The organism is Ruegeria sp. AB11, from assembly GCF_056536325.1.
This window is the reverse complement of sequence record NZ_JBQFJO010000001.1, coordinates 3,270,658-3,284,843: the sequence shown is the minus strand read 5'-3', so window position 1 is coordinate 3,284,843 and position 14,186 is coordinate 3,270,658. Positions and strand designations below refer to the sequence as shown.

General features: G+C 54.3%; 15 protein-coding genes and 1 tRNA gene. 10 read left to right on the top strand and 6 right to left on the bottom strand.

The genetic code is table 11. From position 1 onward, the window contains the following. Positions 1 to 49 precede the first annotated feature (49 nt). The 6 genes from ACR3EJ_RS16410 (at position 50) to ACR3EJ_RS16385 (ending at position 6,108) form a co-directional block, all read left to right on the top strand. Positions 50 to 1,420 (top strand): hypothetical protein, encoded by a 1,371-nt coding sequence (locus tag ACR3EJ_RS16410; protein ID WP_170543555.1) that lies wholly within the window; start codon positions 50 to 52, stop codon positions 1,418 to 1,420. A 90-nt stretch (positions 1,421 to 1,510) separates the two neighbouring features. Then, positions 1,511 to 2,803, top strand: a complete 1,293-nt coding sequence (locus ACR3EJ_RS16405) for an ABC transporter substrate-binding protein (protein ID WP_010442637.1) — start codon at positions 1,511 to 1,513, stop codon at positions 2,801 to 2,803. A 30-nt stretch (positions 2,804 to 2,833) separates the two neighbouring features. Next, entirely contained in the window at positions 2,834 to 3,760 is a 927-nt protein-coding gene (locus ACR3EJ_RS16400; protein ID WP_170477078.1) for a branched-chain amino acid ABC transporter permease, read from the top strand. Beyond that, positions 3,760 to 4,701: a branched-chain amino acid ABC transporter permease gene (locus tag ACR3EJ_RS16395; protein WP_170543557.1), complete on the top strand. Its 942-nt coding sequence runs from the start codon at positions 3,760 to 3,762 to the stop codon at positions 4,699 to 4,701. Before ACR3EJ_RS16400 ends, ACR3EJ_RS16395 begins: the two co-directional genes overlap by 1 nt. Continuing rightward, complete coding sequence (locus ACR3EJ_RS16390; protein ID WP_170543559.1) at positions 4,689 to 5,420, top strand: ABC transporter ATP-binding protein; 732 nt, start codon at positions 4,689 to 4,691, stop codon at positions 5,418 to 5,420. Before ACR3EJ_RS16395 ends, ACR3EJ_RS16390 begins: the two co-directional genes overlap by 13 nt. Then, a complete protein-coding gene (locus ACR3EJ_RS16385; RefSeq protein ID WP_170543561.1) occupies positions 5,413 to 6,108 on the top strand; it encodes an ABC transporter ATP-binding protein in 696 nt (231 codons plus the stop codon). The genes ACR3EJ_RS16390 and ACR3EJ_RS16385 overlap by 8 nt, the downstream gene beginning before the upstream one ends. Before the next feature lie 126 nt (positions 6,109 to 6,234). Here ACR3EJ_RS16385 and ACR3EJ_RS16380 read toward each other — a convergent pair whose 3' ends face one another. The 5 genes from ACR3EJ_RS16380 to ACR3EJ_RS16360 are packed head-to-tail and all read right to left on the bottom strand — an operon-like array spanning position 6,235 to position 11,029. After that, positions 6,235 to 7,713 (bottom strand): aldehyde dehydrogenase, encoded by a 1,479-nt coding sequence (locus tag ACR3EJ_RS16380; RefSeq protein WP_170543564.1) that lies wholly within the window; start codon positions 7,711 to 7,713, stop codon positions 6,235 to 6,237. 8 nt (positions 7,714 to 7,721) lie between these two features. Then, positions 7,722 to 8,756: an LLM class flavin-dependent oxidoreductase gene (locus ACR3EJ_RS16375; RefSeq protein WP_170543566.1), complete on the bottom strand. Its 1,035-nt coding sequence runs from the start codon at positions 8,754 to 8,756 to the stop codon at positions 7,722 to 7,724. A 3-nt stretch (positions 8,757 to 8,759) separates the two neighbouring features. After that, positions 8,760 to 9,683 (bottom strand): flavin reductase family protein, encoded by a 924-nt coding sequence (locus ACR3EJ_RS16370; RefSeq protein WP_170543568.1) that lies wholly within the window; start codon positions 9,681 to 9,683, stop codon positions 8,760 to 8,762. Continuing rightward, positions 9,670 to 10,458 carry an alpha/beta fold hydrolase gene (locus ACR3EJ_RS16365; RefSeq protein WP_170543570.1) on the bottom strand — a complete coding sequence of 263 codons (789 nt, stop codon included), beginning with the start codon at positions 10,456 to 10,458 and terminating at the stop codon, positions 9,670 to 9,672. Before ACR3EJ_RS16365 ends, ACR3EJ_RS16370 begins: the two co-directional genes overlap by 14 nt. Further along, entirely contained in the window at positions 10,430 to 11,029 is a 600-nt protein-coding gene (locus ACR3EJ_RS16360) for an amino acid synthesis family protein (RefSeq protein WP_170477060.1), read from the bottom strand. Before ACR3EJ_RS16360 ends, ACR3EJ_RS16365 begins: the two co-directional genes overlap by 29 nt. A 106-nt stretch (positions 11,030 to 11,135) precedes the next feature. Between ACR3EJ_RS16360 and ACR3EJ_RS16355 the strand changes: the two genes are divergently transcribed. Further along, positions 11,136 to 11,981: a LysR family transcriptional regulator gene (locus tag ACR3EJ_RS16355; protein ID WP_170543572.1), complete on the top strand. Its 846-nt coding sequence runs from the start codon at positions 11,136 to 11,138 to the stop codon at positions 11,979 to 11,981. A 203-nt stretch (positions 11,982 to 12,184) separates the two neighbouring features. On the opposite strand, the gene ACR3EJ_RS16350 is transcribed toward ACR3EJ_RS16355, so the two are convergent. After that, positions 12,185 to 12,268, bottom strand: a tRNA-Tyr gene (locus tag ACR3EJ_RS16350). Between the two features lie 116 nt (positions 12,269 to 12,384). Between ACR3EJ_RS16350 and rlmB the strand changes: the two genes are divergently transcribed. From rlmB to ACR3EJ_RS16335, 3 genes are all read left to right on the top strand, one after another. Continuing rightward, on the top strand, positions 12,385 to 13,158 hold the full coding sequence (gene rlmB, locus ACR3EJ_RS16345) for a 23S rRNA (guanosine(2251)-2'-O)-methyltransferase RlmB (RefSeq protein WP_170543573.1): 774 nt from the start codon (positions 12,385 to 12,387) through the stop codon (positions 13,156 to 13,158). 12 nt (positions 13,159 to 13,170) lie between these two features. Continuing rightward, positions 13,171 to 13,443: a hypothetical protein gene (locus ACR3EJ_RS16340; protein ID WP_260026327.1), complete on the top strand. Its 273-nt coding sequence runs from the start codon at positions 13,171 to 13,173 to the stop codon at positions 13,441 to 13,443. Between the two features lie 175 nt (positions 13,444 to 13,618). Further along, positions 13,619 to 13,990, top strand: coding sequence for a YHS domain-containing (seleno)protein (locus ACR3EJ_RS16335; RefSeq protein WP_170543575.1), 372 nt, complete (start codon positions 13,619 to 13,621; stop codon positions 13,988 to 13,990). Positions 13,991 to 14,186 lie beyond the last annotated feature (196 nt).

The window sequence follows — 14,186 nt, the reverse complement described above, 5'->3', positions numbered from 1 at the left end:
TTGCCTCCTTGCAAGAATTTGTGTGTATGCTAACGAAGTGAAGTTGATTGTGAAGTCATTTCTAGCGTTAATTTGCGCCACTATGGTTGCTGGACCAGCCTTTGCCCATGCCGCCGATCAGGGTTTTGTGCTTCTTTTGCCCACCACCGCCTACATCACTGGTGGTACTGCGACTGTGGCTGCGACAATCCTGCTGCTTGTTTGCCTGAGACCAGGGCAGATTGAGGTTATACTGCGGCCCATTACATTGCCTCTCAAGCGCGGTCGAGGCCGATGGTGCAACTGGGGTCAGATCGCAGCCTCCCTTTGTCTGATGTTGTTGATCCTGATTGGTCTAAGGGGCCCAACGGACCCGCAAGCGAACCTCATGCCTTTGGTGCTGTGGACCATATGGTGGATGTTGCTTTTCATGGTGCAAGCGCTGATCTTCGATGTCTGGAAATGGGTTAATCCCTGGCCGGGCTTGCACCGTCTGTTGGCCCCAGATCACAAAGCACCTCTGACACTTGCAAAAAAACTTTCGATTTGGCCGGCTGTTGTTCTTATGGCGGCGTTTCAGGGCTTTGTTCTTGCCGATGCAGCACCAAACGATCCGGGCAGGCTTGCGAGTTTCGCGCTTGGATACTGGGGTTTTACAGTACTGGGTATGACCCTTTTTGGGCGCAAATCCTGGCTTGGTCAGGTCGAGTGCTTTTCGGTCTTGTTCGCACTGATCGGTACAATCAGATCGGTGCGCGGGGCAGCATTTGGCGTGCCGGGATGGCAAGTCTTTCACGGTAATCAGTTTGATCTAAGCCATGCGGCCTTTGTAATAATTATTCTCGCATCCGGCAGTTTCGATGGCCTCTACGAGACCTTCTGGTGGCTGGATCAGTTAGGGGTCAATCCCTTGGAGTATCCGGGGCGAACCGCGATGATCTGGCCGACGACGCTTGGCCTCTACACCAGTATGCTACTGCTGACGTGTGTTTTTGCGCTCGCCGTTTACTTGGGAACGGTACTGGTGCACGAGACCGTTTCCTTCAAAATAGCATTCATCCGCTTTTCCATCACCTTGCTGCCGATTGCGATCGGCTATCATTTTGCCCACTACTTCGTGACGTTTCTGGTTCAAATTCAGGTTGTAGTCGCAACACTGGCCGATCCTTTCGCGCTTGGCTGGAATCTGTTCGGGCTAGGCAGCCGCCCCGTCAGGGTCGGGTTTCTGACGGTTCCAGAAACTGTGAAGACCATCTGGCTCACCCAGGCGGGTGTCGTTGTATTGTCGCATGTTTTAGCGGTCATCTTGTGCCACAGGACAGCTGAGGCTCTTTGCACATCCCGAAGGGACATTCTGCTGTTGCAATTGGGTCTGTCTATCTTGATGATTTTCTATACGATTTTCGGGCTGTGGCTGCTTTCCAGCCCGCGCGGAGCCTAAAAAATGTAGACAACTCGTTAGTATACATACAAACTGATCAAAAAAGAGAGGCGAAACATCGCCCTAAAAACAACAGAGGAGATGAACGCCATGACAAAGACTTCAAAGATCAGTCGCCGTAGTACACTGCTTGGTCTCGGGGCCGGTGCAAGTGCTCTGGCCGCGGGTGGGGTGTTGCCCGGTTCTCTTGGTTTTGCGCAAGCGCAAAGCTCGGCACCGATCAAGATCGGATTCCAAAAGCACGCGACTGGCATTGGCGCTGCATATGGCCGCTGGTATGACGTGGCGACCAACGCCGCTGCTGCGCGCATCAACGAAATGGGCGGCATCAATGGCCGTCCGGTCGAGATCATCACAGAAGACGACGCAACCGATCCCGGGCGTGGGGCCGAAGTGCTTGAGAAATTTGCCAACCAACACGAGGTAGACGTCGCTTTCGGTACCTTGTTCAGCCACGTGGTAATTGGCTCTGCGCCCCGCGCGGGCGAGTTGAAACTGCCTTATTTTGTTGTCTCCGAAGGTCACCATGTCGCCAGCGGCATGCTGAATCGCTATACGCTGCAACCAGGTATCACTGATGTGAAAAGTCAGGTTATTTCGATGGCACCCTTCGTCGCCGACAATCTGGGTAAGAAGGTCACGATGATTTATCCTGACTTTGCTTTCGGCCATGATCATCGCGACTTTTTCTCGCAAGCGATTGAGGCGCAGGGGGGCGAAGTTGTTGCGAAGATTGCGATCCCGCCCACCGAGACAACCTTCACCCGCTATTTCCCAAGCATCCCGCGCGAAACCGAAGTGATCTATCATGTGATGGTGGGCCCGGCAGTGCTGACATTCGTCAAAGAAATGGGCGAGTTCTTCGGGCCCAGCCGACCCGAGATTTTTGGCTTTATCGACAGCCTTGAAGCGGTTGATATACAAAGCCCCGGGCTTGAGTTCCTCGAAGGCACATATTTCTGGGAAGGCATGCCGCGCTATAAGCAAGCCAACGAATCGGAGGCGGCCTCAGCCTATCGTGCGGCAGTTGGCGTGAATGACAGTGGCGCTGCGATCGATGACCCGGCCAATGTTGCCACTTACGCTCATATGTTCGGGTGTTGGGAAACGATGCATATCATCAAAGCTGGTATGGAAGCAGCGGACTACCAAGGGCCTGCAGATCGCTCCAAACTGATCGAAGCGGTCGAGGCGATGACTGACATGCCGGAATCCATCGAACATCCGCAGGGTGAAAAAGTCTTTAACGGCAAGACCCATCAGACCTTTGGCAAACAGTACATCTCAAAGGTTGGTGATGGCCGTCTTGATGTGGTGCATACCGCGTCAATCGAGGATGGCCTTTATGAAGATGAGGTGGATTACACCACGCAATCCTTCTGATCCCGACATTAGGCAAAAGCGAGACTGGGTATGGACTTCGGGCCTCACCTGATGCTCGCCTCCATCGAGGGGGCGGTCATTTCGGCTATTCTTGTGCTGACGGCAATGGGGCTCAGCATTGTGTTCGGCGTCATGCGCGTTGTGAATGTCGCCCATGGCGAGTTCTTCATGCTGGGTGCGGTATTTGCCTGGGCGGTAAGCACGATGATCGGCGGTCATGCTGGTTTCGGTTTCGTGGCTGCCCTGCTTATAGTGCCGGTTTTGGTCGGCTGCATTGCGGCGGGGGTCGATCAGCTGATCCTAAAGCGGATCGACTATGACGTGGACCGGACCATCGTAGCCACGATTGGCGTACTTTATATTGTGCAGCAATCGACGCTGATGCTGTATGGACCCGAGGCGCGGCCCGTCGCGCCACCATTCAACACTCGCCTGGCACTGCCGTGGTTCGAATTTGGTGCAGATGGATTCCAATTGATCTGGCCCTGGGGGCTAAGCGTGACGACCTACAAGCTGTTCGTGATAGTTGCGGCGATTTCCGTGTTGGGGGTGCTTTGGTTTGTTCTGACGCGCACCAAGATCGGATTGATCATGCGTGCAACGCAGCAGGATCGCGAGATGGCTCAGGCCTTTGGGGTGCCGGTCAATCGTGTGTACTCTTGGGTTTTTGGCCTTGGTGCAGGGCTGGCTGCTCTCGGTGCCGTGTTAGTGGTTCCAATTCAGCAGGCCCATTATCTGATGGGCGGAGATCCATTGTTGCTGGCGTTTATCGTGGTAATCATCGGCGGTCTCGGAAGTTTGCCCGGCACTGTGATTGCAGCGGTGCTGATCGGAATGAGCGACGGCATTATCTCGGTCTTTTTCTCGCCGACTCTGGCCAAAATCATCGCGACCTTCCTTGTCGCAATGGTGCTTGTGTTTCGGCCGCAAGGCTTGATGGGGCGGGTGGCGGCCTAATGACGGTGTCCAAAACAAACGCTTTGCATGTCGGCACCTTACTTGTGCTTATCGCATTGTTCTTCGTGCTGCCCGCCTATCACGTCGGAGTCTTCTCGCGGATCATGGTGCTTGCGATTTATGCCATCGGGTTCAATCTGCTGTTTGGCTATACCGGCCTGCTGAGCCTCGGCCACGCCATGTTCTTTGCCGCCGGAATGTACGGGTTTGGGCTGAGCATGAATTTCGGCGGATTGTCAGTGCTGCCAGCTTTTGCAGTTGGCGTACTTGCTGCGGGGTTGTTGGCGCTGGGCGTTGGCTTATTGGCGCTGCGTACCATCGGTGTCGCGTTCATGATCGTGACGCTGATGTTTGCTCAAACCTTCTATCTCGTGATCCTGTATTTTGGAGAATACACGCGCGGTGACGAAGGCTTCATCATTCAACAGGCCCAACGCAACCTCGCTGGGATTGACCTGACAACGGAAACGGCACGTTACTTCGCTGCATTTACCCTTTTCGCCATCTGCTTTCTGGCCATGGCGCGTTTGGTGCAAAGCCCATTTGGAAAGCGACTGGTTGCCATACGGGAAAACGAAGAGCGAGCCCGGATGTTGGGATATGACGTAGGGCGGCTCAAACTTGCTGCGCTGGTTGTATCTGGCCTGTTTTCAGGCGTCGCAGGCGCCGCCTACGCGATGCTGTTCGGCTATGTCGGTGCAAGCTTTGCTGCGGTGCATTATTCCATCTTCCCGCTGCTGTGGGTTTTGCTGGGAGGGGCCGGAACTACGATCGGTCCTCTCATCGGTGTCATCTTCATGTTCTATCTGATCGACATTTCTAGCAGTTTCACCAACGCATATATGCTTGTTGCCGGTGTTGCTTTGGTTCTGCTGACCCTGTTCGCCCCCCAAGGTATTGCGGGCACAATACGCAAGAGGGCTGTGTCATGGTTGCCGTAAATATCCTTGAGACCAAAGGCCTGACTAAGATCTATGGCGGGCTCCAGGCCAATACTGACATAGATTTCTCTCTGCGAAGGAATGCAATTACAGCGTTGATAGGGCCAAACGGCGCGGGCAAGTCGACATTTGTTGGAATGGTTAGCGGGCGGACTCCACCAACCCGCGGCAGCGTTTCATTCGAAGGCCGGGACATCAGCCAACTGCCCGCACATAAACGCATGCAACTCGGCATGGCCTATACGTTCCAAATCACTTCGATCTTTCCCGGACTGACGGTTGAAGACAACGTCGCCCTTGCTGCCGGCCGCAGGCTTGCGCATGACAAAGTAGCCCATGCTGAAAAGACGGCTGCTGTGCTGGATAGAATTGGATTGAAGGATCGCGCTGGCCAGGTCGCCTCGGACCTCAGTTATGGTCACCAAAGGGTGTTGGAAATTGCCATGGGTCTGGCGCAGGATCCCAAGCTTTTCATCCTTGACGAGCCGACCCAAGGTCTGGCCGAAGGTGAAGTTGAAGCGTTTGTGGCGCTCATGCGGACGATGGCCGAAGAAACTACGATCCTGCTGATCGAGCACAATATGCGGGTGGTTGCCGAAACCGCTGATCATGTTGCGGTGCTGGATCAGGGGCGCCTTCTGGCATCAGGTACCTTTGACGAAATTCGCGCGAACGCTGCCGTGCAATCCGCCTATTTGGGGGCGCCCGCCGATGTTTGAGGTCCAGAATATCCACACCGGCTATGGCAAGGTAAAAGTGCTGTTTGGCGTATCGTTGACCGTCAGTGCAGGGGAAATTCATTGCCTGATGGGCCGCAACGGGGCGGGTAAAACGACATTGCTGAAAGCAATCATGGGGCAACTACCCCTGAGCCAAGGTGAGGTCATCTTGGATGGCGAACGCCTCAGCGGCCTGCCTGCACACCTCGTGCCACAACGTGGGATCGGCTATATCCCGCAGGGACGGCGGCTTTTTCCTGAGCTTACGGTTTCAGAGAACATCGAAATGGGCCTTTTGGCGCGGGGTGAAGGTGCAGATACACGAGATTGGGTGCTTGAACTCTTTCCCCGGCTCAAGGAACGTTTGAGCCAAGTCGCTGGTACACTTTCAGGAGGCGAACAGCAGATGTTGGCCACAGCCCGAGCGTTATGCCTGCGCCCCAAGGTATTGCTTTTGGACGAACCGACCGAAGGCTTGCAGCCTTCAATGATCGAACAGATTCGGCAAGTCGTGGTCAAAATGAAAGCAGAGGGCTACGCTATCGTCCTTGTGGAACAGCGTATCGATGCGGTTTTGTCGATTGCTGACCGGATAACCTTTATTGAAAACGGCCAAGATCGTGTGACTGTCCAACCCGCAGATGTCGCTGAAGATCAGACGATCCTTACTCGTTACCTCGGTGTCTAACAGCGTCGACCCAGTTAAGCATCTGTAGTTTTTCTGGATTTGGGTCGAAATCATCGCTGTAAGCGGTGCCTATTCCGTCACCAAACCGTCAGAAGTTGGTTCAAAAATTTCCAGTTCATATGAATGTCAGCGCATGGTGAATGGATTGGCCATTGCCGCATCTGACGTATTGATCCAGGTGGTTTTGGTTCTCGTGTAGTCATAAACCACGTCAATCCCGGCCTCTCGCCCATAGCCGGACTGATTAAACCCACCAAATGGGGCAATGGGAGAGACTGCGCGATACGTGTTCACCCAGCAAATCCCTGCTTTGAGCCGTCCTGACACACGATGTGCACGGGCGACGTTTTGGGTGAATACCCCCGCGCCGAGTCCATATGGCGTTTCATTGGCGATTGCGATGGCTTCCTCTTCCGTATCAAACGGGATCAAGGACATAACCGGGCCAAACATCTCAACCTTCAGGGTCTCGATGTCGGTATTGGGGCATTCCACAAGCGTCGGCGCCATATAGTTGCCAGCGCGCTCCAACCTGCTTCCACCAAAACGGATACGCGCGCCCGCGGAACGGGCGGCATTTAGCGCGGCCTCTATTTTCTGTATCTGCGCTGACGTACAAAGAGGTCCGATTTGCGTATCGGGCGCAAGAGGATCGCCGACAGTGACGCCCTCCATTTTGGATTCAATCAGAGATACGATCTTTTCAAATACCGGGCGGTGGACAAGCCCACGACTACCAGCCACACAGCTTTGCCCTGATGCGCCAAAATTTCCTGCAATCAATCCATTCGCGGCACCATCGAGATCAGCGTCATCAAAAACGACCATCGGGGATTTTCCCCCAAGCTCAAGCGAGGTAACCGCGAAATTTTCGGCCGAGTTGCGAACGACATGACGCGCAGTTTCCGGCCCGCCGGTAAAGGCGATACGGTCTACATCCGGATGGCGCGTCAAGGGTATGGCGCAGTTTTCGGCATCACCAGTGAGGACCGATACAACGCCAGGCGGAAACCCGGCTTTTTCAATGAGACGGGCAAACTCAAGCAGAGGCGCAGGAGCGATTTCTGAGGCTTTTAGTACAACAGCACAGCCCGCAGCCAGCGCCGGTCCCAACTTGGTTGCGGTCAGGAACATCTGTGCGTTCCAGGGGACGATCGCGACCACAACGCCGATTGGTTCGCGCTGGGTAAACGCATGCATGTCGGGTTTATCAATGGGCAGAACTGCACCTTCGATCTTGTCTGCCAGTCCCGCATAATAGCGATAGTAATCCCCGACATAGGCGGATTGCGCCGCAGTCTCAGCCAGCAGCTTGCCGCTGTCGGTAGTTTCGATGCGGCCGATCTGTTCGGCATGCTCCTCGATCAATTCTGCCAGACGATACAACAGCTTGCCACGCTGAGTTTGGGTCATGTCGCGCCATGCAGGGTCGTTGAGGGCCCTGCGAGCGGCACTGATCGCGCAATCAACATCGTCGGGTGCCGCACAGGCAAAGGTGGCCCAATGTGTTCCGGTGGCGGGGTTTTCCGAGGACATGGTTTGCCCTTGGGCACCGTCGGTAAATTCCCCGTCGATGAAAAGCTGGTAATGTGGTTTCTGGTCCATCTCTTCCCTCACTGGAATGCTGGCATGACGTCGTCGATAAAGCGGGCAAGCGAGGCGCGCTTACGCTCAAAACTCATGCCGCTGTCGATCCAGAATGAAAACTCATCATACCCTAAATCTTCGTAGCGTTTGATCTGATCAATCACCTCAGTTGCGGTTCCGACCGTCAGATCACGCCGCAGGTTTTCCGGGGCCATCAGCGTGTTGGCAGCCATTTCTTTTGTGGTCAGTTGTTGGATCAAACCTTGTTTCACCGGCCGCTTGTTCTGGAACCATGCACCAAAATAGCAATAAAACCGCGACAACTCTTGTGCAGCTAAATCTACATCGGCTGCATCTTTTCCGACATATGTGTGGTGCAAGAGCATGATTTTGGGGCGTGGCCCAGCATACCCTTCGCAAGCGTCATTGAAACGGCCGACCAGACTCTCAATCTCTTCCATCCCTTGCCAGAGTGGGGTGACCTGGATGTTAAATCCGTTGTGAACGCCAAATTCATGGCTGTTGGGATCACGCGCGGCGATCCAGATCGGAGGCCCGTCTTTCTGAACAGGTTTCGGCGCAGAGGTCGTTGCGGGAAACTGAAAGAACTCTCCTTCATGTGCACAATCGCCAGCCCATAGTTTGGGGATCAGAGGCACCAACTCGCGCATACGTTGCCCGGCCTCCCACGCGTCCATACCCGGCATGAGACGTTCGTATTCATAAGAGTAAGCACCGCGCGCGATGCCAAGCTCGATCCGGCCACCTGTAATCAGGTCCGCCGATGCAGCTTCGCCTGCCAGTTTGATGGGGTGCCAGAAAGGGGCGATGACTGTACCGGTCCCAAGTTTCACATGGTTGGTGTGATTGGCGAGGTTGACCAGTTCCAACAAAGGGTTAGGGGAAATGGTGAAATCCATTCCATGATGCTCACCCGTCCAGACTGCACGCATTCTGGCATCATCGGCCATTTTGCATAGCTCGATGAAATCGCTGTGAAGATTTTCCTGGCTTTGATCAGGGGTCATGCGTTCCATGTGCGCAAAAAGCGAAAAATCCATGGATCAGTTCCTTTCAATCAAGCTATGAACATCGCCGCGATCCGCATTTCCAAGGTAAAACCCAAAGCTGTTCGTACGGGATTCGAGCGCATACCGCTGCATCATGTCGGCAATCGCGGAGGTCGTGTATGAGAGGGTCGGCAGGGTAGCGGTTGGGATGGGTTGCAACGAAGATTGTCCGGTTTGCACGCCACTTTGGGCCAGAAAGTAAACATGGTGGGTCTGGCTTTGCGCATCGTCATAGACAGAATAAACCGGGCCAAGCTCGACGGGGCTTCCCTGCAATGCGAGGGCGTCGGTCAGGTCCTGCCGCAGATTGCCAATGTCGCTTAGGCTGATCTGAGGCGGTCGGTATCCATCGTCAGTGAGTTCCAGCAAAACGCAGTCGTTTGAGTTAATAATTGCGCCACAAGTTGTTGTTCCACCATTCCGGTCCATCGCGGCGCGTTCGAGGCCAAGGCTGAAATACTGCCCGCCGGTATATCCAAGCCCAAGGGCGTCGGATTCAGTGAACGCTTGCACTTCTCCGATCAGGATTTGGTGGTCCCCTGCAGGCAAGGATTGCCATGTGCTGCAAGAAAACTGAGCAATAGCCCCATCGATCAACGGAATGCCGTTCAGATCGAGCGTATGGGGGACCGCGGCGAAACGATCTCCGGTGAAACTGGCGAATGTAGTGGATACTTCTTGCTGCCCCTCGGCCAGAATACTAATGGCGAAGTGACTGCAGTTCGAGAACTGGTCAAAGGTCGACAGAAACCGACCCGGACAAACCAGAAGCAGAGGCGGGTCAAGCGAGACCGACGAAAAGGAATTGGCGGTGAAACCGCAAAGCGTTCCGTCATTTGCGCGGCAGGTCACCACGGTCACGCCGGTCATGAAACGGCCAAACGCGCTGCGTAGGGTGCGGGGATCAATCTCTGTCATGAGCTGACTTTCTAGCAAATTCCAGCAGTGCAGAATTGACTTCGGCTGCATGTGTCATGGGCATCATGTGCGCAGCACCTTTGATAATTTGGGCTTTTCCTTTCGGGGTAAGCGAGGCCATGGTTTCAGACATCTCGGGAGTCGAATTGGGTTCGGCGCTCCCCGTCAGGAAAAGTGCGGGGCACGTCAGCGCAGAGAGCGTGTCGATACCTGGGCCATTTTCATGCGCAAATATGCTGTAGGCTCTGCGGTAGGCCATTGGGTCGACGTTTGTGAGCCAATTTCTGCAAATCTCTTTCTCGATGACATCTGCATCACCGAACCAACGGGCCAGGGTAGGCGTCGGGTCAGCACCTGTTTCTGTGTCCAAAAGAGATGCGCGGGCTTTTACGGCTTTGGCGGCTGTATCACTTCGATTGTATATGGCATTCAGTGCCGCCACACCCAGCACCTTTCCCTTATGTCGCGCAGCCAGATCCAGTGCGATCATGGCCCCCATGGAATGACCAATGACGATTGCCGGGGTATCCAGGCCGGATGCAATCGTATCTGTATAACCCCGGAGGTCTTTTGCTCCGGCTGGCAAGGCGCTCGCGCCATGGCCCGGCATGTCCACTGCGGTGACACGGAACATTGACGACAAGGTGTCCAGTTGCGCGTTCCATGCTTCGGCCCGAAGCCCGACACCATGTATCAACAGAACCGCAGGACCGTCACCTTGGCGGATCGCGCGGAGGCGTCCGAAATCAGACCGCGGCCGGGTTGTCCAGATCATGGCCCAAATCCTTCAAATCCTGATAGCGATCTCCAATCCTATGATGCGGGCGTCCACCGGTAGCTGCTCCCAGCACCACCACGATCTCGTCATCCCGCGGAGCATCTGGGATCGAGAATTGGATGGTAAGGTAGTGTGATCGCCGGCCTGCATCGTTTTTGTCCATCAGCGGAACCATGATCGGTGCATTGGCCGTTCCGCGTGTATTGGTAAATGCCAGATAAGATTTGGCGCCGACCGCCTCACGATAAAAATTGCCGAAGCGCAGCGTATGAATTAGCCCCGAGGCATGTTCGACCTCGCCGTTCAGACCAACCACGGCGGCTTTGCCATAAGCTTCGATTGCATCTCCGCCGCCGGCCAGGGTGATCATCCGGTTGGTCATCATCTCTCCCAAAACAGGGCCATAGGCCTGTATTTCGGGTTTCAGGTCTTCAACAAACCGCCCCGCCCACGGGTTTTTGACAACAGCGGCAACAGCGAACATGCGCCAAGGTTGTTGTGTTTCTTTGAAACCTTCGATGAGAACCTCTTCATCATAGGTCACGATCTTCCGTATCTCGGGGCGCATAAATTTCTCCTGTTCGCTACCCGAGAAATTCAGAAATTACACCGATTTTGACAAACGATTGATTTAAGGGCTTATGTATTAAAAAGACTAATGGCTTACTTGACCCATGAAAAAATCGCTGCCCCCGCTGACCTGGTTTCGCGCGTTCGAGGCCGCTGCGCGCCATCTGAGTTTTACCGCTGCCGGTGAAGAGATCGGCCTGACCCAATCTGCGGTCAGCCAACAGGTAAAATCCCTTGAAACACGGCTGCGTGCAGCTTTGTTTACGCGCCATGCGCGTGGATTGTCGCTGACCGACGAAGGGCGCAAACTGCTGCCTCAGGTCGGGGCGGCACTGGGGGTGTTGTCTGCAGCGACAGATACATTTGATACTGGCCCGTCAGAGAACCTTTTGACCATCGCATCGTCAGTCAGTGTTGCCCAGTGGATTATCGCGCCAAACCTTGCTGAATTTAGGAAGAGGCATCCGAATATCCGCGTTCGTCTTCTAAGTGCGGTCTGGCCGGACGAGTTCAGTTCTGCACGCGCAGATGTGGAAATCCGCTTCGGATCGGAAAAACAGGTGGGAAGAAATGCCAGATTGCTCACACCTAACCGACTCACTGCCCTTAAATCACCGGGCCTTGAAGGCGGGGTAAGTGATTTGCCGTTGATCGAAGCGGTCGGCACATCCAGCGGTTGGAAAGAATGGTCCGCAAAGGTTGAGCCTGTTCCGGAGCCTCAGATTTTTGCGGATTCGTACGGTGTGGCCTTACACTTTGCTGCCCACGGCAATGGAATTGCGCTTGTGAGCGAACTTCTGATCAAGCACGCGATCAATTCTGGCGTGCTTGAAAGGGCGCATCCGGCAACCGTCGAAAGTAACGAAGGATATTACCTGTCGAGCAACGAAGAGAATGAATTTGCAAGGCAATTTCAGGGCTGGCTGTTGGAGCAATTACCACAACAATAAAGAGATCAATGTCTCGAAAACACCAATCTACGAGTGGTTTGCCCTATCTGATACCAGAGACAAATTTCCAGTTAATGGATGTGGGCCATTCGCATTAGTCTAGATTCCCACTTTGCAACAAACAAACAATCGACCGAAGCGGACGCAACGCTTATTGGAACACCATAAATGGCATTTACCGACCCAAAGACTGAGAAGCTGAATGGTGGGCGACCCTGGAATCGAACCAGGCGTGCGTCTCCGCGAGGGAGTTACAGTCCCCTGCCACACCTTGCGGCCTGTCGCCCACTGTCAGGCGTTGCACCTGACGTGGAGGCGTGATTACTAGCGCGTCTAAAGGGCGTCAACAGGAAAATAACGCTTTGACGCAGGAAACCGAATTCCCGGCCCGGAGGCCCGTAAAATGAAGAAACCAAAGTGGGTCGTCGAGAAAGAACAGGCGCGAAAAGCTGCTGCTGCCGAAACCGTATGGCTGTTTGGATTACATGCTGTTCGTGATGCCTTGATGAACCCGAAACGGCAGAAGTTACGCTTGATCGTGACGCGAAACGCCCGCGATAAGTTAGCGGAATCCATTGATTTTTCCGGAATTGAGGCCGAGGTAGTTGATCCACGGAAATTCACGGCTCCGATTGATCCGGGCTCTGTTCATCAGGGGGCTGCGCTTGAGGTCAAGCCACTGGACTGGGGTGGGCTTGCCGAGAATTGTATCGGGCAGGATATCCCGCGTGTGTTGCTTTTGGACCGGGTCACAGATCCGCATAACGTAGGTGCGATTCTCCGTTCAGCGGAAGTATTGGGCGCAAGTGCGGTAATTGGCACGCGGCACCATTCGGCCCCTGAAACGGGCGCACTGGCGAAAACTGCCAGCGGGGCGTTGGAACGGCAACCGTATCTGCGTGTCCGTAACCTGGCTGACACGATCAATGCGCTGCAGGATATGGGCTTTCTGGTTCTGGGTCTGGATGGTGAGGCAGACGAAACCATCGAAACCGTATTAGAGGGCAAACGAACGCAGCCAGTAGCGTTAGTATTGGGGGCCGAGGGACCGGGCCTGCGTCAAAAGACCAAAGAAACTGTGGACCAGCTGGTCAAGATTGACGCGGCGGGCGGATTTGGGTCACTCAATGTCTCAAATGCTGCCGCAATTGCACTATATGCGTCACAGCCCAGATGACAGGAGGTTCACATTTCCACGCCGCACAAAATCGCCACCTGCTGTTATTGTGGAACCCGCGCCGCGCTGGTTCTTAGGGGGAAAAAGCAACATGAACTAAGTTGCTCAAGCTGTGGTGCGCCTTTGCATAACCTCAAGATGGTTCCAAAGGTCAAGCTTGTTGATCGTCCGGTACAAAAATCTAGGCCGGCCCATTACAATAAGAAAAAGGCAAAGAAGAAAAAGGGCCTGTTTTCGCGCGTATTGGACGAAGCCTGGGATGCTATTGAAGACGTTTTCGATTGAAGACCGCACGCGTGTTCACAAGGGCGTCATGGGGGTTTTCGTGACCAGATGAATTGTGCAACTTAAAACCCTCTCAAAATCAATCGATGAATCAGTGATGCTGTCCCGACGTTCCTTTTTAACCAGTCTCGCATGTCTTGCCGTAGCACCTTCAGTAAGAGCGCAGGAAAAGCCGATGTTCTATTCGGACGGCGGATTGGCTGTTTCTGGTTATGATGCGGTCTCATACTTCAGGATCGGAACGCCTGCGCTGGGGAAATCTGATTTTTCCCTGATGTGGAAGGGGGCCGTGTGGCAGTTCACATCGGAAGAAAATCGTGACAGATTCGAGCGCAACCCACGGGCTTTTGCTCCTCAGTTTGGTGGATATTGTGCGTATGCGATGGTGCAGGGGATGCTCAGCAGCACTGACCCGCAAGCATGGCAGATCGTTGACGGAAAGTTGTACTTGACCCATTCGGAAGCGATTGAGCGTATCTGGAAACAGAACGTGTCGCAGAACATTCGCGAGGCCGAGGGGCATTGGCCTCAAGTTCTGTATAACTGATCGGCAAATCTCCGCCAATTGTGACCTGTCATCACAAAAATGCGCGCGCCCTCTTTTTTTTCACAAACTTAGGCTTAAATGTCACAGTGACCGCGGAATGGAACTGCCGCGGGTCATTTCACTGTCCCTCGTTCCAACAACTGGCGCTCAGGCAAGACCTGAGCGCTTTTTTCTTTTTGGCATGGCGTCTGGGGTG

Bases quoted from the DNA above. Each gene is read 5' to 3' on its own strand.
- ACR3EJ_RS16405 (WP_010442637.1), top strand. From the start codon at position 1,511: ATGACAAAGACTTCAAAGATCAGTCGCCGTAGTACACTGCTTGGTCTC.
- ACR3EJ_RS16400 (WP_170477078.1), top strand. From the start codon at position 2,834: ATGGACTTCGGGCCTCACCTGATGCTCGCCTCCATCGAGGGGGCGGTC.
- ACR3EJ_RS16395 (WP_170543557.1), top strand. From the start codon at position 3,760: ATGACGGTGTCCAAAACAAACGCTTTGCATGTCGGCACCTTACTTGTG.
- ACR3EJ_RS16390 (WP_170543559.1), top strand. From the start codon at position 4,689: ATGGTTGCCGTAAATATCCTTGAGACCAAAGGCCTGACTAAGATCTAT.
- ACR3EJ_RS16385 (WP_170543561.1), top strand. From the start codon at position 5,413: ATGTTTGAGGTCCAGAATATCCACACCGGCTATGGCAAGGTAAAAGTG.
- ACR3EJ_RS16380 (WP_170543564.1), bottom strand. From the start codon at position 7,713: ATGGACCAGAAACCACATTACCAGCTTTTCATCGACGGGGAATTTACC.
- ACR3EJ_RS16375 (WP_170543566.1), bottom strand. From the start codon at position 8,756: ATGGATTTTTCGCTTTTTGCGCACATGGAACGCATGACCCCTGATCAA.
- ACR3EJ_RS16370 (WP_170543568.1), bottom strand. From the start codon at position 9,683: ATGACAGAGATTGATCCCCGCACCCTACGCAGCGCGTTTGGCCGTTTC.
- ACR3EJ_RS16365 (WP_170543570.1), bottom strand. From the start codon at position 10,458: ATGATCTGGACAACCCGGCCGCGGTCTGATTTCGGACGCCTCCGCGCG.
- ACR3EJ_RS16360 (WP_170477060.1), bottom strand. From the start codon at position 11,029: ATGCGCCCCGAGATACGGAAGATCGTGACCTATGATGAAGAGGTTCTC.
- ACR3EJ_RS16355 (WP_170543572.1), top strand. From the start codon at position 11,136: ATGAAAAAATCGCTGCCCCCGCTGACCTGGTTTCGCGCGTTCGAGGCC.
- rlmB (WP_170543573.1), top strand. From the start codon at position 12,385: ATGAAGAAACCAAAGTGGGTCGTCGAGAAAGAACAGGCGCGAAAAGCT.
- ACR3EJ_RS16335 (WP_170543575.1), top strand. From the start codon at position 13,619: ATGTTCTATTCGGACGGCGGATTGGCTGTTTCTGGTTATGATGCGGTC.